Raw genomic sequence first — 19,749 nt, 5'->3', positions numbered from 1 at the left:
CCGCGTACCGTGCCCGGCCGTGCCCCGGCCGGGCACGGTCAGCCCAGCCGCAGCAGGTCCTCCAGGGTGAGCGGGTCCACGCCGGTCAGCCGCCGTACCGCGTCGGTCGGCGTGGCCAGCTCCCCCGATCCGATCGCCAGGTACGTGCTGACCCACGCCTCGACCTGCCAGTCGGGTGCCTGGTAGCGCGCGCGGGAGGCGTACGCCTCGGCCTCGGTCTCGGGGTGGTAGCGCAGCTGCCGCCCGGTCACCAGCGTGACGATCTCGGCGACCTGGGTCAGCGTCAGCGCCTGCGGCCCGGTGAGGTCGTAGGTCTGCCCGTCGTGCCGGCCGGGTTCGCGCAGCACCGCGGTGGCCACGTCGGCGATGTCGTCGATCGCCACCGCCGCGACCCGCCCCTGCCCGGCCGGGCCCCGGAGCACGCCCTCGTCGTCGGCGAACAGCGGCAGCACGTCCAGGTACAGGTTGTCGCGCAGGACGGTCCAGGCCAGGCCGCTGGCCTTGAGGTGCTCCTCGGTGTGCCAGTGGTCGCGGGCCAGCGTGAACGTCGCGTCGGGGGCGGCGCCGTAGAACGAGGTGTAGACGAGCCGCCGTACCCCGGCGGCGACCGCGGCGTCGATGAAGGTCCGGTGCTCCTCGACCCGCCGGGCCGACTCGGCCCCCGACACCATGAACACGGTGTCGACCCCGGCCAGCGCCTCGGCCACCGCCGCGCCGTCGTGGTACGCGGCGCGGGCGATGTCGCACCCGGGCAGCACCGGCGCGCGGTCGGGCTGGCGGACCACGAGGCGCTGCCGCGCCCCGGCCTCGGCCAGCCGCCGGGCGACCCGCCCGCCGAGCCTGCCGGTGGCGCCGGTGACGGCGATGAGCGGCTGCGGCACCTCGGTCATCGACACCTCCCGGCCTAGTATGGAGGAGAGGCCCGTGATGACACGCCAGAAGCCGGACGGCTCCCACGATCATCCGTACAGCGCGCTGAACCTGCGCCTGGCGCTGGCGGGCTTCGGCCTGGTCTTCGCCGCGGTGCTCGCGGTGATCTCGTTCGCCTTCGGCGTGGCCCCGCTGGGGTGGCTCGCGGTGGGGCTCTGCCTGCTCACGATCGTGGACCTGATCGTCATCACACGCCGCCGCCGCGAACGCGCCCGCGCCGACCACCACGCCCCGCACTCCCTGTTCGAATGAGTCGCGACCCCGCGATCGCCCCTGGTCAGACAGCAGTCCGTCTTAGAATCAAGAGATGATCAAGGGAATGCACGCCCTGATATACAGCACGAACGCCGACGCCGACCGGGCGTTCTTCCGCGACGTGCTGGGCCTGCCGCATGTGGACACGGGGGAGGGCTGGCTCATCTTCAAGGCGCCGCCCGCCGAGATCGCCTTCCATCCGGCCGCCGAGCACACCCGCTGCGAGCTGTACCTGACCGTCGACGACGTGGAGTCGACCGTCGCCTCCTGGAGCGAACGCGGCCTGGAGATCATCGTGGCGCCCGCCAGGCGCGACTGGGGCACTGAGGCGGTCGTGCGCCTGCCCGGCGGCGCGACCCTCGGCGTCTACAAACCCACCCACACCACCGCGTACGACGCGTCCTGACGGTCGTGCAGTTTCGGGGAAAGTGCAGGAATCCAGGCCTGCTTTCCTGCACTTTCCCCGAAACTGCACCCAAAACCCATGCGAACCCGCGCGACCCGCGCGACGAGCGCGGTCAGGCGGGCGGGGTCCAGGCGGGGTCGCGGCCGAAGGCGGCGATGAGGCGGTCCTGCGGACCGGCGTCGGCGGGTACGGCCACCGCCGGGCCGATCACCCCCGCGCGCCGGTACTGCTGCTCGCGGTCGCCGAACCAGGCCGCGACGAAGGCGACGGCGTCGGGGTCCAGCCGCCGGTCCAGTCCCGCGGCGGCGGCCAGGTCCCAGGTGTGCACCAGGTGGTCGGCGGTGAGCTGGTGCAGGTACTCGGCGGCCGGGGTCTCGCCGAAGGACAGGAACACGGTGCGGTCCAGCGCCCCGGGCGCCTCGACCGCCTGCCGGGCCTCCCACGCCGCGTCCACGGCGGCGGTGTGCGGATCGTCGCCGAGCAGGTCCCCTTCGAACCGGTCGCCGACGTCGGCGATGGTGGCGCCGCCGAACATCGGCGGGGTCCAGCGGTCCTCGCCGACGAGGTGGTTGACCAGCTCGTTGACGTTCCAGTCGGGACAGGGCGTCGGTGCGGCCCACGATTCGGGGCCGACCTCGCCCACGCGCCGGGTGAAGCCGTCCAGGCTGGTGCGGTACGCGCTCAGCAGGTCCATTCCGTCCACCTCCGCAGCAAGTATCGCTCCCGCCTAAGATGAACCGGTGATTTTCCGGCAGGGACAGCGCATCGTCTTCATCGGCGACAGCATCACCGACTGCGGCCGCCGCGACCACGCCGCGCCCTACGGCGACGGCTACATGAGCCTGGTGCGCGCGTTCGTCACGGCCGCCCACCCGGAGCTGGGCCTGACCTGGGTCAACCGCGGCATCAGCGGCGACACCGTGCGCGACCTGGCCCGGCGCTGGGAGTCCGACGTAGTCGCCGAGCGGCCCGACTGGCTCAGCGTGAAGATCGGCATCAACGACGTGTGGCGGCTGTTCAGCGACCGCCCCGACGAGGCCGTCCCGATCGAGGAGTACACGACGACCCTGCGCGCCCTGCTGGCCAGGGCCGTCGAGGCGACCGGCTGCCGGCTGATCCTGGCCGACCCGTACGTCATCGAGCCGGACCGGGCCGAGCCGCAGCGGGCGCTGACCGCCCGCTACGCCGAGGTGGTGGCCCGGCTGGCGGCGGACTTCGACGCGCTGCACGTGCGCACCCAGGACGCCTTCGACGAGGCGCTCAAGACCACCACGTCCCAGGACTGGGCACCGGACCGCATCCACCCCAACCTGCCCGGCCACGCGATCATCGCCCGGCGGTACCTGTCCGTGCTCGGCTGAGCCGCCGGCCCGGCCGCGGCCGAGGTAGCGTTCGGGCATAGCTCGGTGGGCGTACGCGGTGACGTCGGCGCTGGTGCAGACCGGTGCCGCGGCACTGGTCGGCGCCCGGCTCGGCCTGCCCGGCGCGGTCACCGCGGCGCTGGCCGCGGCGGCGGTCGCGCTGCCTTACGCCTGGGCGGTGCGGCGGCTGGACGCGTACCCGGGCACCGGCCGGGGGCTGGCGCTGTTCGCGGTCGACCACACCTGGAGCCTGCTCAACACCGTCGCGGGGGCGCTGTTCCTCGCGCTGAACCTGGTCGCCGGGCACCGGCTCGACCCGGCGTGCTCGCGCCACCGCGGCCGGATCGTGCTCCGGGAGCAGGCGCTGCCCGGGTACGCCACCACGGTCGGCAACGTCATCGCGGGCCTGACCCCCGCCAACGCGGCCCACGAGGACCTGCACGTGCGCCAGGGCCGCCTGCTCGGACCGCTCTACCTACCCCTGATCGCCCTCGGCTACGTGCTGTGCACCGTGTGCCCGCTGTGGCTGCGCCGCCACGACCACACCGCCTGGCCGATCACCGGCCCGATCCGCTACTTCACCCACGGGGTCTACCCGCACGTCTGGCACGAGGCCTGGGCGTACCGGCGCGACCGGGCCCGCTAGCGTGCGGCTAAGCGGCGGCCTTCGGGGGCCGCAGCTCCCAGACCCGGGTGTGCTTGACCGTCGTGCTCTCCAGGGCGAAAGGCACCGGCACCTGGTACGACGCGACCTCGTCGAACATGCGGCGGGGCAGGAACGCCCGGTCCGGGTCGCCGACCAGCACCCGGGCACCGGTCTTCACCGCCCGGCGCAGGAAGCCGGTCATCCGGTCGGCCATCGCCTGGCTGTAGAACACGTCCCCGGCCAGCACCACCTCGGCGTCCCCGGCGTCGCCGTCGAGGATGTCGGCCCGCTCGGCGACCACGGTCAGGCCGTTGGCCTGCGCGTTCACCTCGGTGGCCGCGGTCGACAGCGGGTCGATGTCGACCGCGCGCACCGACGCCGCCCCGGCCCGCGCCGCGCAGACCGCGACCAGGCCCGAGCCCGACGCGAGGTCCAGCACCCGGCGCCCGGCCACCGTCTCGGGGTGGTCGAGCAGGTAGCGGCTCAGCGCCTGGCCGCCGGCCCAGGCGAAGGCCCAGAACGGCGGCGGCTGCTCGCTGCGGTACTCGCCCTCGGTCAGCTCCCACAGCCCGATCGCGTCGGCGGCCTGGTGCAGGCGCACCTCGGGGATGAACGGCACGGGCGCCAGTACGGCGTACTCACGGACGAAGTCAGCGGCGGTCACCCAGGAAGTGTGCCGGGTGCACCCGCCCGGCGCCCGCGCAGCCCCCGGTGAGACTGCCCACGCTCACCAGCTGGCCGGCCCCTCCTGCACCACGGTGATCGGGATCTGCGCGCCGTAGCGCTCGACCAGCCTCTGCTGCACCTTCGGGTCGACCTTGGTCACGCCTACCCGCACGCCGGACGAGTCGGGCAGCGGGCCGGTCACGTTGATCTCGATGCCCTGGCCGCGCCAGTACTTGTTGTCGTCGCTGATCCGGTTGGTCAGCTTGAGCAGCGCCGCCTGGCTGAACGCGGCGTCGCGCAGGTGGATGCACTCCTGCCCGGCCACCGAGCGCACGTACGCGTCGAAGTCGGCCGAGGGGACGCGGTAGATGATCGCCTCGCCCTTCTCCGGCACCACCTCGATGCCGCCGTACACGTCGGCGAACCGGCCGCCCTCGGCCTCGCGCTGCACCACCCCGAGCACGCTGTCGAGCTCGGCGTCGGAGCCGTACATGATGGTGCCGGCCGTCTCGATCGGCGACGGCAGCGGCCGGTCGGTGTCGCAGCCCGCCGTCCGCGCCGCCGGGAACTGCGGCGGCGCGGCCGCCTCCGCTGCGTCCTTCTCCTGCCCGGCGCAGCCTGCCAGCAGTGCGATCAGGGCCAGTCCGGCAGCCGCGGCGGGCAGGCCGGGGCGGATCCGGCGGGCACGGATGTGAATGCGTGTCATGGCAGACAAGACGCGCTCGGCGGCGCGCCGGTTGCCGGGGACAGGATCGGATCTTCGGCTGGCGCGTTAGCAGGGTATGACCCGAAAGCGGATCATCGCCGCGGCCCTGCTGGCCTCCGCCGCGACGGCAATGATGCACCTCCGGCCCACCCTGCCCGCCACCGTCGCCGCAGCGGTGGTCGGCCCGTCCGGCACGGGCGACGGCCCGGTGCCCCCGCCGCCGCGGCCCGAGGTCGCCGCGCATCCGTTCGCGCCCGCCCTGCTCGGGCAGAGCGTGGCCATCGGCGACGTCGCCCTGCCCGCCAGCGAGGCGTCGGGCCTGGCCGCCAGCCGCCGCTACCCGGGCGTCTTCTACTGGCTGCGCGACGGCGGCGGCGCGACCGTGCAGCGCCCCCGGGCCGCGCTGTGGGCGATCAAGGTCGGCGACGACGGCCACTCCAGGCCGGTACGCCGGGGCGAGAACTTCCCGTTCGCCGGGGTCTTCAGCGCCGCGAACGGCGACTGGGAGGACATCGTCGTCGACGACGACGACAACCTGTGGATTGGCGACATCGGCGCGAACGACTGCAAGGCCAAGCAGCACCTGTTCAAGACGCTGGAGCCGGACCCGGACACCGACGACCCGTTCGTGGTGACCGCCAAGTACCCGGTGGCGTTCCCCGACCCGGCGCAGGGGTGCCGCACCCGCAACGCCGAGGCCATGCTCTGGCTCGACGGCGACCTCTACATCTTCGCCAAGGGCCCCCGCTCCCCGCTGTACCGCGTCGAGCTGCCGGACCACAGCGGCGACGACGCCGAACTGGAGCCCGTCGGGCAGTTCGCGTCGACGGTCAACCGCATCTCGGTGAGCACCCTGTCCGACGACCGCACCCGCCTGGTACTGGCCAGCCACGCGATCTACTGGGTCTACGAGACCGACCCGGACCTGGAGGGCGACGACCTGCTGCGCGACGCCATGAAGCGCACCCCGCGCTACGTCGGCACGTTCCCGGAGCAGAACGGCAAGGCCGCGGCGGTCGAGGGCGGCAGCTACCTGCCCGACTCCCACCAGGTCCTCTTCGTCGCCGAGAACAAGCAGGTCTTCCTCCTCCCCGACGAGCCCGCCGCCCCGCCCGCCAGCGCCCGGTAGATTCCTGCAGTTTCGGGGAAAATGCACGGATCCGACCCACGATTCCAGCACAATCTCCGAAACTGCACGCTTGCGATCGGTGCGCCCGCCCAACTGCTGGGGTGTGATGCCGCGCGGTCGGTCGGCGGCGGCGGTGATGGTCCTGTCGGATGGTCGGATGTCGGTCGATTGGCTGGATGTGGGAGTCGCGCCGAGGATGATCAGCAGGTCTCGTTGCACATGCCTGTGTCATCCGCGAGGCTGACTGTCGGGACGACCGTCCAGATAGGGGAGAGCCGGCGATGATCGAAGACGAGGAACCAGTGCGGCGAGCGGTGGTGCCTGTCCTGCTCGACGAGAGCGGGACGGTCGCGTTCGTGGAGGCCAGGGTGCTGGACGACGAAGTCCGGATAGCATCCGTGCCGAAGGCCATCTCGTCGGCGCTCACCGGCATCCGCGAGGTCGGCAAGCAGCTGTTCGAGACCCTGGCGGAGATCCAGCCGAAGCGGGCGACCCTGGAGATCGGCATCGAGTTCGCCATGGAGTCGGGTGAGCTCACCGCTCTCATCGTCAACGGGTCGGCGGCATCCAGCGTCAAACTCACCCTGGAGTGGGAGCGTGACGCCTGAAAGCCGGGCAGCCGGGTCGCCGGCTGACAGGGATGCGATAGCGGCCCAACTCATCGCCTCGACCGTGCGGCTGCACGCCGCGGACGCGGTGGCGACGGGGTTCTTCGTCACCGACCGCCTGCTGCTGAGCTGCGCACACCTGCTGCCGAAGGCGGCCCGGGTGGGGCAGTCGGTCACCATTGTCGGCGGTGGCTACGAGAGTGTCGGCGTGGTCCGGGACCTCATAGACGATCCCGCCTCGCGATTTCCGGACCTGCTCTGCATCGAGGCGGCCACGCCGCCACCGCCGGGGCGCTGGGCCTGCCTCGGCGTCGGTGCGACGTTCGGCGACGAGGTGTACTCGTACGGCTATCCGAGCCGATACCAGCAGGGGGACTCGTTCTTCGGCAGCATCGAGGGCATGTCTGGGGTGGGCAGCGACACCGAACTGCTCAAGTTCAAGGAGACGAGGGTCAGCGAAGGCGTCAGCGGCAGCCCGCTGATGAACCTTCGTACGGGCGCGGTCTGCGGCATGATCCAGATAGCCCGGCGCGACGACGGCGGCCGGGCGCTGCCGACCGAAGCCATCCTCGACCGCCTGCCGGAGATCGCCCGATGGCAGGCCGCCAACGCGTCCTCGAACGCACGTTGGCTGCGATCCCTGAGCGACACGCAACTGATCGCCGGCGGCTGGCGACCTGAGATGATCCGGGTCGCCCGGCCGACGCAGGACCCCTTCGACCACTACTGCCGCTCGCTCATCATGTTCGCCGACAGCTACCTGCTGCGCGGCCTGCTACCCGGCGTGGAGCCGATCGCCATCAGCAGCACGGCTAGCCCTCAGGCGCTGCCGCAGCCGCTCGAGGTCTTCTCCGAGTGGAAGCCCCCGATCTTCTCCATCAACGTGAACTCCGTGGCCTTCGGCGCGCCGGAGCTGAAGAGGTTCAGCACTTTCGCGGACGCGCTCGAGTCTTACCGGTGGCGCATGTTGCTGCTGGGCGAACCCGGCTCGGGTAAGACGGTGAGTCTGCTGCTGACCGCGCGGGAGGCGGCGAAGAAGCGGCTCGGCGACCCCTCGGCGCCGGTTCCACTGTACGTCCCGGCCCGGTTGTGGCGGCATGGGACGGACACCACCCTGGCGGCCTGGATCGCCCGGGTCTGCCGGGTCGACGTCACCGAGATCGACAACGTCCTCGGCAACGGCAACGGCATCCTGTTCATCGATGGTCTGGACGAGCTGGAGCAGCCGTCGTCGGCCGCCGCAGTCGGAACGGAGGAGGCCAGAAGCGGCTGCACCAGCCTGCTGCGGGAGCTGTCGAAGGCTGACGACTGCCGAATCATCGCTAGCTGCCGCAGGGCCGAGTACCGGATCATCGCGGAGACCGTCGGCTTCCCGCTTCCCTTCCTCGGCGCGGCAACACTCGATGGACTACGGCCGGAGCAGGTCAAGGAGTACGTACGCGACCTGCCTGCGCTGGTGGCGGCGTTCGATGCCGATGAGGCATTCCGTTCCCTGGCCGCGACGCCCCTGCTGCTGGCGCTGCTCGCCAGCGCGTTCATGCTGGATCCGTCCAGCGTCGGCGCGCTGGACGTGTCGTCCCTCGGCAGCACGACCGGCCCATCCGAAGTGGCGCACGAGGTCTTCCGCATGTACGTCGCGACCCGTTTCCAATGGGAGGTGGAGCGACCGTCCTGGACCGGCACCTGCACGATCGAGGAGTTCTACGCCTACCTCGGTCTCGCGCTCATCCGTTCGGTGCAGGTGGACGACCCGAGCGGCGACTGGGTGCTGGACAAGGGCGCGCTGTGGGGCGCCGCCGGTGAGAAGACCGCTGAGGTGATCGGTCTTGCGACGGCGATGCAGTTGATCACGTCGTCGAACTATCCGGTGATGTCACGGGTCCGGTTCACCTTCCGCCACGCTCTGCTGCGTGATCACTTTGCGCATCCGGCCGCGCTGAAGGTCCTCGAACGCGGCGGACACGATGATCTGCTCGAGGCCGTACTCGTGCTGGGACGGATCGGCGGCGCAAGCGTCCGCGACGACCTGCTGCTGCTGGCGAATGCGGACAACCAGAATGAACAGGTTCGGGCTGCGGCGATCCAGACGCTGGGCAAACTGCGGGATCCTGCCACCTACGCGGTGCTCCGCGAAGAACTGAACGGCGAGAACCAGGCCCTCATCGTTGCCGCAGCGGCGGCTTGGAAAGAACATGACGGGCTGGTGGCGGTAGAGGAACTGACCACTGTCAGCGAGCGGGACGACAGGAACTCCTCCAACTCGGCCATCGCGACTCTGGCACTCGGGGTGCTGACGAGGGGAAACGCCGAGGCCAGGCGTAGCTACCTACGGCTCTTGGCCGCGCGGAACAGGGCGGCACTCGCGTTCGCGGTAGCCGCCGAGATGTCGGAGCCGGACGAGATCGCCGAAGCCGGGCGGCTCTATCGCGAGCTGCTCGCCGAGAAACTGGAGGGCATACAGAAGGCGTCGCTCGTCTTGGGTCTGGCGAGGATGGAGGGCGCAGGCGCCCTGGACGTAATCGTCAGCCGCATCTTCGACCCCGAACAGATCGTCCGAGAGACGGCCAGGGATGCTCTGGGGCGGATCGGCTCAAGAGCAATCCCTGAGCTGCTCAAACGCGTCCCCGATGTGTCGGAAGCGGAACTGGAGGCAATCCTGGAGGCGCTCGGTGCCATCGGCACCGCCGACACCGTTCCTGCCATCCGAGAAGTGCTGCGGATCCTTCCGACGAGCAATGCGGGCGCTGCTTACTGGAACTGCTGGAACCGCGCGATGAAAGCTTTCGAGCGGTGCGGTGAAGCCGGCCGAATCGCACTTCTGGAGATGCTCGACGAGAGTCCGTCTGAGATGCAAAGGGTCCTGGCGGCGATGAATCTGGCCTTCTCGGCCGAGGGCTTCGCCGAGCTTCTCCAGCGGGTAGGTTCCGACGACGCGGACTTAGCCGCCCTGTCCCGGATCGGCCTGTACACACGGTTTGGCAGGTTTGACCAGGACCGTCTTGAAGTGCTACTCGCCGCCATCGACTCGTCTTCAGTCGATCCGGCGCGCAAGCTGGTCTCGCTGACCGGCCTCATCGGTGACATCCGGGCATGGCCGGCTCTGAGACGGCATGCTGACATCGACGGCCCATTACGAGACGAAGCGAGCGCCGCGATGTCGGCGCTGGTGGGGGCTTACCGAACCAGGATGGGCGCGCAGCGGATCGCGGGCACCGTCGCACTCTACGACATCGAGAGAGCAGCGGAGGCTGTCAACCGGTTCTCATCGCTCCCGCTCTCGGAGATCGCGGCGTACGCGCTGGAAGCATTGCGGGAAAAAGATACCGACTTCGTGGTGGCGACGTTCGCCGCCATCTACCAGTCGGGAGAGAAGGACCTGGCCGCCATGGTGGACCATCTGGCAGAACGCGGCCTCGCCGGAGCTGAGGACACCATCGTCAAGGGGGCGATCGCAATCCTCATGGGCGGCGGTCGATCGGCGCGTCGACTGGTCGACCTGCTGGACGCGAAGCCCGTCCGACTGCAGCTGGAGCTGGCTGAGCAGTTGGAGACGATGGTGCAGACCATGGCCAGACGGACCCCTTCCGACCGGGCCACCTTGTCTCTTGCCGCTCCCCGTCCGGGCCGGAAGCTCAGCCGGGAGCGCGATCGGATAGCATCCTCCGTCTTCCCAGGTTCGGACGGACTCCGCCGCTCGTTCGACGTGGACCTCGGCCGGGGTGATCTGACGAAGATGGTCGAGGCGGTGATCGTCCAGCTGGCTGACAAGCCGACTTCCCCGGCGTCACGAGAGTTCGCATTACGGTGGCTCGCACAGCGTGATACTTACGCCGCCAAGGCCGCGTTCAACCGCGCTCTCGCGGTCCGCGGCGATCAGTCGCATCTGGCGGCGATCGGTCTTGGTCTTGTCGGCAAGCCCGCCGACGTGGGCGCGTTGGCGCGCTATGCCCGCAAGGCCGACGCGCTCGGGCGTACCTGTGCGCTGTGGGCCATGAGCGCCTTGCGAGGCCCGTCCCGCCTGCGGTTCAACGCCATGGACATACCGGAGTCTCTGATGCGTGAGCTCGAGGAGTCGGCGGTCGCCTGGAGGTAGCCAGGTCGACCGCGAGGTTTCGGGAGGCCGGCGAGTCTGGATTTCGTCGGCCTCGAGGTCATGGCGGCTTACCGGCGGTTCTCAGGGTTCGTCAGGGCAGGCGGCTGAGGTGGTCGGCGTAGAAGACGGCCAGGCCGGCGGCGACGCCGCCGCCCGCGATGATCCAGAACCGGGTGACGATGGTGACCTCGGTCCAGCCCACCATCTCGAAGTGGTGGTGCAGCGGCGACATCCGGAACACCCGCTTGCCGGTCGTCTCGAAGGACGTGTACTGGATGATCCGCGACATCGTGACGACCACGAACAGCGCGGCCAGCACCGGCAGCAGCAGCACGGTCCGGGTGGCCACCGCCTCCCCGGCGAGCAGCCCGCCCAGCGCCATGGACCCGGTGTCGCCCATGATGATCCGCGCCGGTGACGTGTTCCACCACAGGAAGCCCAGCAGGGCCCCGGCGGCGGCCCCGGCGACCAGCGCCGTCTCCAGCGGATCGCGCGCCTCGTAGCAGAGCGCCGCCTGCGCCGCCGGGTCGGCGCACCAGTGCCGGTACTGCCAGAACGAGATCAGCCCGTACGCGGTCAGCACGATGATCGAGGTGCCGGTGGCGAGCCCGTCGAGCCCGTCGGTCAGGTTGACGGCGTTCGTGGACGCCATGACGACCGCGATGAAGACGACCACGGCCCCGACCTGGCCGACGTTCAGCCAGCTGATCTCGCGGACGAACGACAGCCGCGTGCCGGACACCGACCACCCGGCCGTACTCGGGAAGCCCAGCGCCACCACGCCGAAGCCGGTGCCGATCAGCAGCTGCAGCGCCAGCTTCCAGCGCCCGCTCAGCCCGGCCGTGTTCTTCTTGGTGACCTTCAGGAAGTCGTCGACGAACCCGATGCCGCCGCAGAACACCATCAGCCCGAGCAGGACGAACCCGGTCATCGTCGGGCCCGGCGGCACGATCTGCGCCGTCGGCAGCGCGCTCATCACCACGTGGCCGACCATGTAGGCCAGCACGGTCCCGGCGACGAAGACCAGCCCGCCCATCGTCGGGGTGCCCCGTTTGACCTGGTGCGCGGCCGGGTTCTCGTCGCGGATCGGCTGGCCTGCCCGCAACCGGACCAGGCCGCGGATCGCCAGCGGCGTGCAGAGGAGAGCGAACACGAACGCGACGGCGGCCGCGACGACGGAGGAGATCATCGGCGGGGTACCTTCCGACGGCGACAGGACAAGATCGCTGAGCCGCCCATACTACGGACGCCGACCCGCCCTGTCCGCCCCGTCCGCCCCGTGCGATCGGACGTGCACTTTCGGGGAAACTGCCGGAATCCGAGTGCGGATTCGTGCAGTTTCCCCGAAAGTGCAGCCTCCCGGGCCGCGGTGCGGCGCGGCCCGTATGGAGTGCGGGCGCGGAGGTCAGCAGCCGCCGCAGTTGTAGTACGTGATGTCCCAGTGGTTGCCCTCGTCGGTGTAGAGGTTGCCCGCACCGGACTTCCACTGGTAGCCCCAGCCGGAGATGTACCCGACGTAGGTGAAGTTGTTCTTGATGTAGTTCCCGATGCAGGTGTACTTGCTGATGTCGAGCTTGTAGCCGTTCCAGTGGCTGTAGGTGCCGCCAGCGTGGCCGGTCTCGGTGCCCGCGGTGATGTTGATGGCGCAGCCGCTGGACGACTTCAGCGTCTTGATGCCGCTGATGGTGACCTGCCGCACCTGCTCGAACGAGGTGCAGGTCGAGTTGTTGCGGTTGGAGCAGTTGCCGCTGGACGACCAGGTGATCCCGGCGGCGCTGAGCTGCGAGGCGGCCTGGGCATGGGTGAGGAAGGTGGCCGCGTGCGCCGGGCTGGCGAACGCGAGCACGGCGGCTACGGTGGCGGCGCCGAGGACGGTCATCCCGCGGCGGACGATACGGAGCATGGGGGTCTCCCTGTGAAGTTCGGGGGGTAACTTCTAGGCGCTGCGCAGCGACCGCCGATTTCTATCACTCATTCGCATATGCCACTAGACGCACCACTCCAGATCCGCTACAGCCGAGCTACAGGGCTAGCTGCCTAGGATGGCGTAGCGGTGGTGCCGCAACCCACGGAAGGAGCGCGATGAGCCTGCTCACGCCGCTGTGGCGGGCGGTGGCCGTGTTCCGCGTCGCCGCCCTCGCCTACGCCGCGATCCTGATGGTCAACAGCTACCAGGACTTCCTGCGGCCGTGGCTCGGCTGGGCGGTGCTGGCGCTGATGGCGGTGTGGACGGTGGTCACCGGCGCCGCGTACGCCGATCCCGCGCGGCGGCGCTGGCCCATGCTCGCCGCCGACATGGCCATCACCATCGCCTGCCTGGCCGCCTCCGAGCTGGTGGTGGCCCCGCAGCGGCTGCACACCGGCAGCGCCACCCTGCCCATGGCCTGGGTCGCCGGGGTGGTGCTGGTCTGGGCGATCTCCGGCGGCCGCCGCCGGGGCACCGTCGCGGCGCTCCTGGTCGGCACGGTGGACCTGCTGCTGCGGCAGGGCGTCACCTCGGCCACCGTCAACGGCACCGTGCTGCTCCTGCTCGCCGGTTCGATCATGGGGTACGTGTCCCGGCTGACCGGCGACGCCGAGGAGCGGCTCCAGCGCGCCACCGAGCTGGAGGCGGCCACCAAGGAGCGGGAGCGGCTGGCGCGCGGCATCCACGACTCGGTGCTGCAGGTGCTGGCGCTGGTGCAGCGGCGCGGGGCCGAGATCGGCGGCGAGGCGGCCGAGCTGGGGCGCCTGGCGGGCGAGCAGGAGGCCACGCTGCGGGCGCTGGTGGGCGTACGCGCCGACCCGCCCGCCGAGGGCAGCGCCGACCTGCGCGTCCTGCTCGGCCGGTACGCCGGGGCCAGGGTCACCGTGGCCTCGCCGGCCACGCCGGTGCTGCTGCCCGCCGCGACCGCCGAGGAGATCGCCGCGGCCGTCGGCAGCGCCCTGGACAACGTGGCCGTGCACGCCGGCCCGCGGGCCCAGGCGTGGGTGCTGGTCGAGCACGAGCCCGACCTGGTCACGGTGTCGGTGCGCGACGACGGCCCCGGCATCGCCCCGGGCCGCCTGGCCGAGGCCGCCGACGCCGGGCGGCTCGGGGTGGCCCAGTCGATCCGGGGCCGGGTCCGCGACCTCGGCGGCACCGTCGCCATCACCAGCAGCCCCGGTGAGGGCACCGAGGTGGAGCTGCGGGTGCCCACGGGCTGACGGCCGTGGCCGTAGGCTGCTCGGCGTGGTGGACGTGATGGTGGTCGACGATCATCCGATGTGGCGCGAGGGTGTGGCCCGCGACCTGACCGAGGCCGGGTACGCCGTGGTGGCGGCGGTGGGCGAGGGCGCCCAGGCGGTGCGGGTGTGCGGGTCGGTGCGCCCCGACGTGGTCGTGCTCGACCTCCAGCTGCCCGACCTGTCCGGGGTCGAGGTGATCCGGGGCCTGGTCGGCGCGCTGCCCGAGGTGCGGGTGCTGGTGCTGTCGGCCAGCGGCGAGCAGCAGGACGTGCTCGACGCGGTGAAGGCCGGGGCCACCGGCTACCTGCTCAAGTCGGCGGCGCGGGAGGAGTTCCTGGAGGCGGTGCGCCGCACCGCCGACGGCGACGCGGTGTTCACCGCCGGGCTGGCCGGGCTGGTGCTGGGGGAGTACCGGCGGCTGGCCGCGGCCCCGGCCGCCGACCTGGACGCCCCGCGCCTGACCGACCGCGAGACCGAGGTGCTGCGGCTGGTCGCGAAGGGACTGTCCTACCGCCAGATCGCCGAGCGGCTGACCCTTTCGCACCGTACGGTGCAGAACCACGTGCAGAACACGCTGGGCAAGTTGCAGCTGCACAACCGCATCGAGCTGGTCCGCTACGCGATCGAGCGCGGGTTGGACGACTCAGACGCGCCTGAGTAGCCCGCCGCCGAACCTGAGTACGCGCCCCGATTCGCCGCCGCGCGGGCTCTGGCTGAATCGAGGGCATGGCTGGAAACGTGTACCTGACCGGTTTCGGGGCGTACCTGCCCGGGGAGCCGCTGGACAGTGAGCAGATGGCGCGCCGCCTCGGCGCGGGCGAGCGCGGCGCGGCCCTGCGGGCCCGGGTGCTGGCCGCCAACGGCATCCGCACCCGCCACTACGCGCTGGACGAGCGCGGCGAGGTGACCATGCTCAACGAGGAGCTGGCCGCCGAGGCGGTCCGCGACGCGCTCAAGGACCGGGACCTGCCGGTGGAGTCGGTGGGCATGCTGGCGGCCGGGACGACCCAGGGCGACCTGCTGGTGCCGGGGTTCGCCTCGATGGTGCACGGGCGGCTGGGCGGCCCGGCGATGGAGCTGCTGTCGGCGGGCGGGGTGTGCGCGTCGAGCATGACGGCGCTGGCCGCGGCCGCGCGGGCGGTGCGGCTGGGCGAGCACGACGCGGCCGTGGTGGTCGGGTCGGAGCTGGTCAGCCGCTCGCTGCGGCAGAGCCGGTACGAGGGGGCCCGCAGCACGTTCGACGCGGAGTTCCTGCGCTGGACGCTGTCGGACGGGGCGGGCGCGGTGGTGCTGGAGGGCGCCCCGCGGCCCGGCGGGCTGAGCCTGCGCCTGGACTGGACGCACGTGGTGTCGTACGCCAATGAGCGGCAGGTGTGCATGTCGGCCGGTGGCGAACCGGTCGTCGGCCAGACCTGGCAGGACGGCGCCGACCTGGGCGAGGCGGTGGACCGGGGGCTGATCCGGCTGCGCCAGGACGTGAAGAACCTGCCCGCCCTGTTCCAGCTGGGGCTGCGCGAGTTCATGGCGCTGGTCCGGGCCGGCCGGTTCCGGACCGACGAGATCGAGCACGTGCTGTGCCACTACAGCGCCGAGCACTTCCGGGGCGAGATCTTCGACCTGCTGCGCGGCGCCGACCTGATGATCGACGAGCAGCGCTGGTTCACCAACCTGCACAGCCGCGGCAATACGGGGGCCGCCAGCATCTTCGTGATGCTGGAGGAGGCGTGGCGGACGGGCCGGTTCAAGCCAGGTGACCGCACCCTGCTGATCGTGCCCGAGTCGGGCCGCTACTCCCTCGCCTTCGCCCACCTGACCTGCGTCGACAGCGGCACCGGCGCGGAACCGGCACCGCCGGTCCGCCGGGTGCCCCACGCCGAGCCCGTGCTGCCCGCCCGGACCGGGTTCGAGCCGACGGCGGCGCCGGTGGCGGCCACCCCGTCACCGCTCGGGCAGCCGCTGCCGGAGGACGGCGACGAGGTGCGCTGGACGGTGCTGGAGCTGGCCCGGGTCTGGGGCGACTTCGAGCGGCAGGTCCGGGCGGTCCCGCTGGTGCGGCGCATCGACACCGGCACCGCGACGCTGGCCGACTACCGGCGGCTGCTGCTGCACCTGCGCCAGCAGGTGGTGGAGGGCGGCCGGTGGATCAGCCGGGCCGCGTCGAACTTCTCGGTGGAGCTGTTCGCGCTGCGCAGCGCCGCGATCAAGCACGCGGCCGAGGAGCACCGCGACTACCAGCTGCTGGAGCGCGACTTCGTGGCGGCCGGGGGCGAGCTGGCGGAGATCCAGGGCGGGCGCAAGAACATCGGGTCGGAGGCGCTGTCGGCGTACATGTTCCACCAGGCGAGCCAGCCGGACCCGGTGGACCTGCTGGGGGCGATGTTCATCATCGAGGGGCTGGGCACGGCGCTGGCGCTGGGCTGGGCGGACTCGCTGCGCGAGCAGCTGGCGCTGCGCGAGGACCAGGTGCGGTTCCTGGCCTACCACGGGGAGGCCGACGACGGGCACTTCGCCGAACTGGCACACCTGCTGCGCGAGGGGGTGCTGGACGCGGCGCGGGCGGCGCGGGTGGTGCGTACCGCCGAGGTGGTGGCGCGGCTGTACGCGCTGCAGCTGGCGGAGGTGGACGCGTGAGGACCCTGCGCGACCCGTCGGTGTGGACGGCGATGCTGGCCGACCCGGCGGTGCCGATGGACCCCGCGACGCTGCGGCTGGTCGTGCGCGACCAGCGGCGGTGGACCCGGCGCTGGCTGTACCCCGTGGTCCGGCCCTGCTCCGCGGTGCTGGTGTGGCTGATCCGGGTGCTCAAGCGGCTCGTCCCGGTGCCGCTGTCGGCGCACGGCACGATGGACCGCCTGTGCGTGTGGTTCCTGCACCGCTTCGTCCACCCGGAGGCCGGCACCCTGCTGGTCCGCCACTTCATCACCGAGACGAACCTGCTGGCCTTCCTGGTCCGCAACGCCCCGGTCGCGGGCGTGCCCGAGCCGGTGCTGCGCCCCACGACCCTGGCCCGGCTCGGCGACCGGGCCGTCATCGAACACGACGTCAACGTGTACGAGGTGCTGATCGGCCTGGGCACCGGCGTGCCCAGGCCCCGCCCCGACCGCCTCGACCTGTCGATGCTGGACGTCCCGCCGATCGACCCGGCTCCCGGGCGGCGGCGCTGGCTGCGGCTGGACATCCAGACCGCGCTGTGCCTGATGAACATCCCGTTCGCGCTGTGCCTGACCGTGCCGGAGTACCAGCGCGCGGTGCACTCGATGCGCCTGGACGCCTCCCTCCTGGCCCTACTGGCCGACACCACCGGCGACGAGACCTTCCTGCGCTGGCGCCCCGCCGGCATCACCGTCCGCCTCGACACCGGCCTCGACGTCCCCCGAGCCGTCTACGAACATGCGGTGATCTGCGAATACGCCCACGAACACCTGGTCCGCCTCCGCGACCGCCAGGCCGGGGGTGAGTTGCCGGGCATTCGGGGGAACGGGGGCCCAAGATACGCCCGGTTGCCCGGCAACTTGGACGGGGTTTCAGGCCGCGCGGGGGCGCATGGCGCGGTCGAGGGCGCGCATGCGTGAGGTGGCGATGGCGGTCACCACGCGGGTGGCGGGTGACAGCTCGGCGTCGCGGCGGTGCACGATGGCGAACTCCTCGTACATCGCCGGGCGCAGCGGGGCCCAGCCCAGCCCGGCGGGCAGCCGGTCGCCGAGGTTGTGCAGCACGCCGCGCCAGGTGACGGTGTCGGCCAGGCCGCGTGCGGCGATCTCCAAGGCGGTCTCGGTGTCCTCGACCTCCACCCGCGGGCGCAGCGACCGGCCGATGTGCTGGACCGCGTGGTTGAGCTGGCGGCGGGTGGTGTCGTCGTCGCGCCAGCTCGCGTCGGGCAGCACCAGCGGGGCGTCGGCCAGGGCGGCGGGGGTGATCCGGCCGGACAGGCGGGCCGGGTCGGCGCTGACGTACACCAGCTCGTCGCGCAGCACGGGGGTGACGACCATGCCCTCGTCGGCGACGGGCAGCGCGATGACGGCCGCTTCGAGGCGGCCGCGGCGCAGCTGCTCCAGGATCTCGGCGGAGTTCTGCCCGACCAGCTCGACCCGGATGCCGGGGTGCTGTTCGAGCACGTCGGCGACGAGGTCGGCGGCGAGGTAGAAGCGGGCGGTGCGGAACACCCCGAAGCGGACCGTGCCGGTGAGCAGCTGGCGCACCGACGCGACGGCGCGGCGGGCCTCGGCGACCGCGCCGAGCGCCGTGGCGGCGTGCGGGGCCAGGGCGCGGGCCGCCTCGGTGGGCACCAGGCCCCGGCCGATCCGCTGGAACAGGACCGTGTCCAGCTGCTGCTCCAGCAGCCGGACCTGCTCGGAGACCGACGGCTGGGCGTAGCCGAGCGCGGTCGCGGCGGCGGTGAACGAGCCGTGCTCCAGCGTGGTCAGGAAGCAGCGCAACTGGTGCAGTGAGATCAAGGACATTCCTTCGGTATGTGCTGGAATCCAAGGCTACCTCGATGGCTGAGCCCGCCCTACCGTCTTGGTGTGTCCTCGGCTCCCCCCGCCCCGACCTGCACCGCCCCGCACCGCTCGGCCCGGCGCGGTGTCGCGCTGTGCCTGCTCGCCGCCGCCGGTTTCGGCGTCTCGGCCGTGTTCGCCAAGCACGCCTACGCCGCCGGACTGAACGTGCCGACGCTGCTGACGGCCCGGTTCGCCCTGGCCGCCGTGCTGCTGTGGGCGGTGGTGGCGTGGCGCCGCCCGCAGCTGCCCACCGGGCGCAGCCTGCTGGTCGCGATCGGGCTGGGCGCGATCGGGTACGCCTGCCAGTCCGGCCTCTACTTCGGGGCCCTGGCCCGCATCGACGCCTCGCTGACGGCGCTGCTGCTGTACGCGTACCCCGCGCTGGTCACCGTCATCGCCGTGGTGCTGCGCCGCGAGCGCGCCGACCGGCGCCGCCTGGCCGCGCTGGCCTGCTCGGCGGGCGGGCTGCTGCTGATGCTGGGCGCGGGCGGCGTCAAGGGCTCCGCCGCCGGGGCCGGGGTGCTGCTGGCGCTGGGCGCCGCCGTGGCGTACTCGCTGTACCTGACTGTCAGCGAGGGCCTGCCCGCCGACCTGGACCTGTTCGCGGTGACCGCGATCGTCTGCACCGGCGCCGCGGTCAGCCTGGGCCTGACCGGGCTGGTCACCGGGAGCCTGCACGCCCCGGCCGAGGCGTCGGCGTGGGTCTGGGTCGCGCTGCTGGCGGCCTGCTCGACGGTGGTGCCGATCGCGTGTGTGTTCGTCGGCGTACGCGAGGTGGGCGCCTCGACCGCGGCGATCCTGTCCTGCGCCGAACCGGCCGTCACCGTCGCCGCGATGGCGCTGGTCTTCGGCGAGCGCCTCACCCCGGCGCAGGCCGTCGGCGGGCTGGCCGTGCTCGCCTCGGTCGCGGTGCTGCAGTGGCCCCGGCGCACCGCGCGGGCGGCGGCGGACGCGCAGCCGGTCGACGCGGGTATCGTGCGGGGCGATCGACACGCGGAGGAGACCCCGACCCATGCGCCGCTTCCTGCCCCTGGCCCTGCTCGCGGTGATGCTCGGCGCGGGCTGCGCCGACGGGCCGACGCCGGTGTTCCACGCCGCCCCGAGCAGCCCGGACAGCACTCCGGCCCCGACGGGCGCCGCGACGCCGTCGGCGCGGGCCGCGCTGTCGGCGGCCGAGCAGCTGCAGGCGGCACTGGTCACCGATGAGGAGCTGAAGGCCGACGCGGTGTTCGCCGTGGCCGAC

Annotated in this window: 19 protein-coding genes; 12 read left to right on the top strand and 7 right to left on the bottom strand. The window is 71.9% G+C overall.

Annotated features, from left to right (window positions below; translation table 11 throughout):
• Nucleotides 1–38: 38 nt before the first annotated feature.
• A complete protein-coding gene (locus QEZ54_RS15980; RefSeq protein ID WP_281305381.1) occupies nucleotides 39–890 on the bottom strand; it encodes an SDR family oxidoreductase in 852 nt (283 codons plus the stop codon).
• A gap of 37 nt (nucleotides 891–927) precedes the next feature.
• On the opposite strand from QEZ54_RS15980, the gene QEZ54_RS15975 reads away from it, so the two are divergent.
• Both QEZ54_RS15975 and QEZ54_RS15970 read left to right on the top strand, forming a co-directional pair.
• Entirely contained in the window at nucleotides 928–1,182 is a 255-nt protein-coding gene (locus QEZ54_RS15975; RefSeq protein WP_281305380.1) for a DUF6343 family protein, read from the top strand.
• 55 nt (nucleotides 1,183–1,237) lie between these two features.
• Nucleotides 1,238–1,591: a VOC family protein gene (locus tag QEZ54_RS15970; RefSeq protein ID WP_281305379.1), complete on the top strand. Its 354-nt coding sequence runs from the start codon at nucleotides 1,238–1,240 to the stop codon at nucleotides 1,589–1,591.
• Nucleotides 1,592–1,703: 112 nt separating this feature from the next.
• Here QEZ54_RS15970 and QEZ54_RS15965 read toward each other — a convergent pair whose 3' ends face one another.
• Entirely contained in the window at nucleotides 1,704–2,285 is a 582-nt protein-coding gene (locus QEZ54_RS15965; protein WP_281305378.1) for a TIGR03086 family metal-binding protein, read from the bottom strand.
• Nucleotides 2,286–2,331: 46 nt separating this feature from the next.
• On the opposite strand from QEZ54_RS15965, the gene QEZ54_RS15960 reads away from it, so the two are divergent.
• Both QEZ54_RS15960 and QEZ54_RS15955 read left to right on the top strand, forming a co-directional pair.
• Nucleotides 2,332–2,952, top strand: coding sequence for an SGNH/GDSL hydrolase family protein (locus tag QEZ54_RS15960; protein ID WP_281305377.1), 621 nt, complete (start codon nucleotides 2,332–2,334; stop codon nucleotides 2,950–2,952).
• Between the two features lie 58 nt (nucleotides 2,953–3,010).
• Nucleotides 3,011–3,598 carry a glycine zipper family protein gene (locus QEZ54_RS15955; protein WP_281305376.1) on the top strand — a complete coding sequence of 196 codons (588 nt, stop codon included), beginning with the start codon at nucleotides 3,011–3,013 and terminating at the stop codon, nucleotides 3,596–3,598.
• Nucleotides 3,599–3,605: 7 nt separating this feature from the next.
• On the opposite strand, the gene QEZ54_RS15950 is transcribed toward QEZ54_RS15955, so the two are convergent.
• Together QEZ54_RS15950 and QEZ54_RS15945 are read right to left on the bottom strand one after the other, a co-directional pair.
• Entirely contained in the window at nucleotides 3,606–4,262 is a 657-nt protein-coding gene (locus QEZ54_RS15950) for a 50S ribosomal protein L11 methyltransferase (protein WP_281305375.1), read from the bottom strand.
• 63 nt (nucleotides 4,263–4,325) lie between these two features.
• A complete protein-coding gene (locus QEZ54_RS15945) occupies nucleotides 4,326–4,970 on the bottom strand; it encodes a hypothetical protein (RefSeq protein ID WP_281305374.1) in 645 nt (214 codons plus the stop codon).
• A gap of 76 nt (nucleotides 4,971–5,046) precedes the next feature.
• Between QEZ54_RS15945 and QEZ54_RS15940 the strand changes: the two genes are divergently transcribed.
• The 3 genes from QEZ54_RS15940 to QEZ54_RS15930 all read left to right on the top strand — a co-directional run bounded on the left by QEZ54_RS15940 (nucleotide 5,047) and on the right by QEZ54_RS15930 (nucleotide 10,800).
• The gene (locus tag QEZ54_RS15940) at nucleotides 5,047–6,099 is read left to right on the top strand and encodes a hypothetical protein (RefSeq protein WP_281305373.1); all 1,053 of its coding nucleotides are present in this window, start codon (nucleotides 5,047–5,049) and stop codon (nucleotides 6,097–6,099) included.
• Between the two features lie 281 nt (nucleotides 6,100–6,380).
• Nucleotides 6,381–6,707: a CU044_2847 family protein gene (locus tag QEZ54_RS15935; protein WP_281305372.1), complete on the top strand. Its 327-nt coding sequence runs from the start codon at nucleotides 6,381–6,383 to the stop codon at nucleotides 6,705–6,707.
• A complete protein-coding gene (locus QEZ54_RS15930; RefSeq protein ID WP_281305371.1) occupies nucleotides 6,697–10,800 on the top strand; it encodes a HEAT repeat domain-containing protein in 4,104 nt (1,367 codons plus the stop codon). The genes QEZ54_RS15935 and QEZ54_RS15930 overlap by 11 nt, the downstream gene beginning before the upstream one ends.
• A gap of 91 nt (nucleotides 10,801–10,891) precedes the next feature.
• Here the strand turns inward: QEZ54_RS15930 and mraY are convergent, their stop codons facing one another.
• On the bottom strand, nucleotides 10,892–11,989 hold the full coding sequence (gene mraY / locus QEZ54_RS15925) for a phospho-N-acetylmuramoyl-pentapeptide-transferase (protein WP_281305370.1): 1,098 nt from the start codon (nucleotides 11,987–11,989) through the stop codon (nucleotides 10,892–10,894).
• Between the two features lie 216 nt (nucleotides 11,990–12,205).
• Nucleotides 12,206–12,703, bottom strand: a complete 498-nt coding sequence (locus QEZ54_RS15920; protein WP_281305369.1) for a hypothetical protein — start codon at nucleotides 12,701–12,703, stop codon at nucleotides 12,206–12,208.
• 179 nt (nucleotides 12,704–12,882) lie between these two features.
• On the opposite strand from QEZ54_RS15920, the gene QEZ54_RS15915 reads away from it, so the two are divergent.
• The 4 genes from QEZ54_RS15915 to QEZ54_RS15900 all read left to right on the top strand — a co-directional run bounded on the left by QEZ54_RS15915 (nucleotide 12,883) and on the right by QEZ54_RS15900 (nucleotide 17,579).
• Nucleotides 12,883–13,986 carry a DUF5931 domain-containing protein gene (locus QEZ54_RS15915; protein WP_281305368.1) on the top strand — a complete coding sequence of 368 codons (1,104 nt, stop codon included), beginning with the start codon at nucleotides 12,883–12,885 and terminating at the stop codon, nucleotides 13,984–13,986.
• 37 nt (nucleotides 13,987–14,023) lie between these two features.
• A complete protein-coding gene (locus QEZ54_RS15910; protein ID WP_281305430.1) occupies nucleotides 14,024–14,668 on the top strand; it encodes a response regulator transcription factor in 645 nt (214 codons plus the stop codon).
• Nucleotides 14,669–14,733: 65 nt separating this feature from the next.
• Nucleotides 14,734–16,638 carry a 3-oxoacyl-[acyl-carrier-protein] synthase III C-terminal domain-containing protein gene (locus QEZ54_RS15905; protein WP_281305367.1) on the top strand — a complete coding sequence of 635 codons (1,905 nt, stop codon included), beginning with the start codon at nucleotides 14,734–14,736 and terminating at the stop codon, nucleotides 16,636–16,638.
• A complete protein-coding gene (locus QEZ54_RS15900; protein ID WP_281305366.1) occupies nucleotides 16,635–17,579 on the top strand; it encodes a hypothetical protein in 945 nt (314 codons plus the stop codon). Before QEZ54_RS15905 ends, QEZ54_RS15900 begins: the two co-directional genes overlap by 4 nt.
• Here the strand turns inward: QEZ54_RS15900 and QEZ54_RS15895 are convergent.
• Nucleotides 17,532–18,461, bottom strand: a complete 930-nt coding sequence (locus tag QEZ54_RS15895; RefSeq protein ID WP_281305365.1) for a LysR family transcriptional regulator — start codon at nucleotides 18,459–18,461, stop codon at nucleotides 17,532–17,534. The two genes, QEZ54_RS15900 and QEZ54_RS15895, sit on opposite strands and share 48 nt — an antisense overlap.
• 69 nt (nucleotides 18,462–18,530) lie before the next feature.
• Here QEZ54_RS15895 and QEZ54_RS15890 point away from each other — a divergent pair, with 69 nt between their 5' ends.
• Complete coding sequence (locus QEZ54_RS15890) at nucleotides 18,531–19,712, top strand: DMT family transporter (RefSeq protein ID WP_281305364.1); 1,182 nt, start codon at nucleotides 18,531–18,533, stop codon at nucleotides 19,710–19,712.
• Nucleotides 19,713–19,749 lie beyond the last annotated feature (37 nt).

The sequence above is a fragment of the Catellatospora sp. KI3 genome (assembly GCF_029948125.1).
Lineage (GTDB): Bacteria > Actinomycetota > Actinomycetes > Mycobacteriales > Micromonosporaceae > Catellatospora.
The sequence above is the reverse complement of the archived record's forward strand: the minus strand, read 5'-3'. Positions and strand labels throughout refer to the sequence as shown.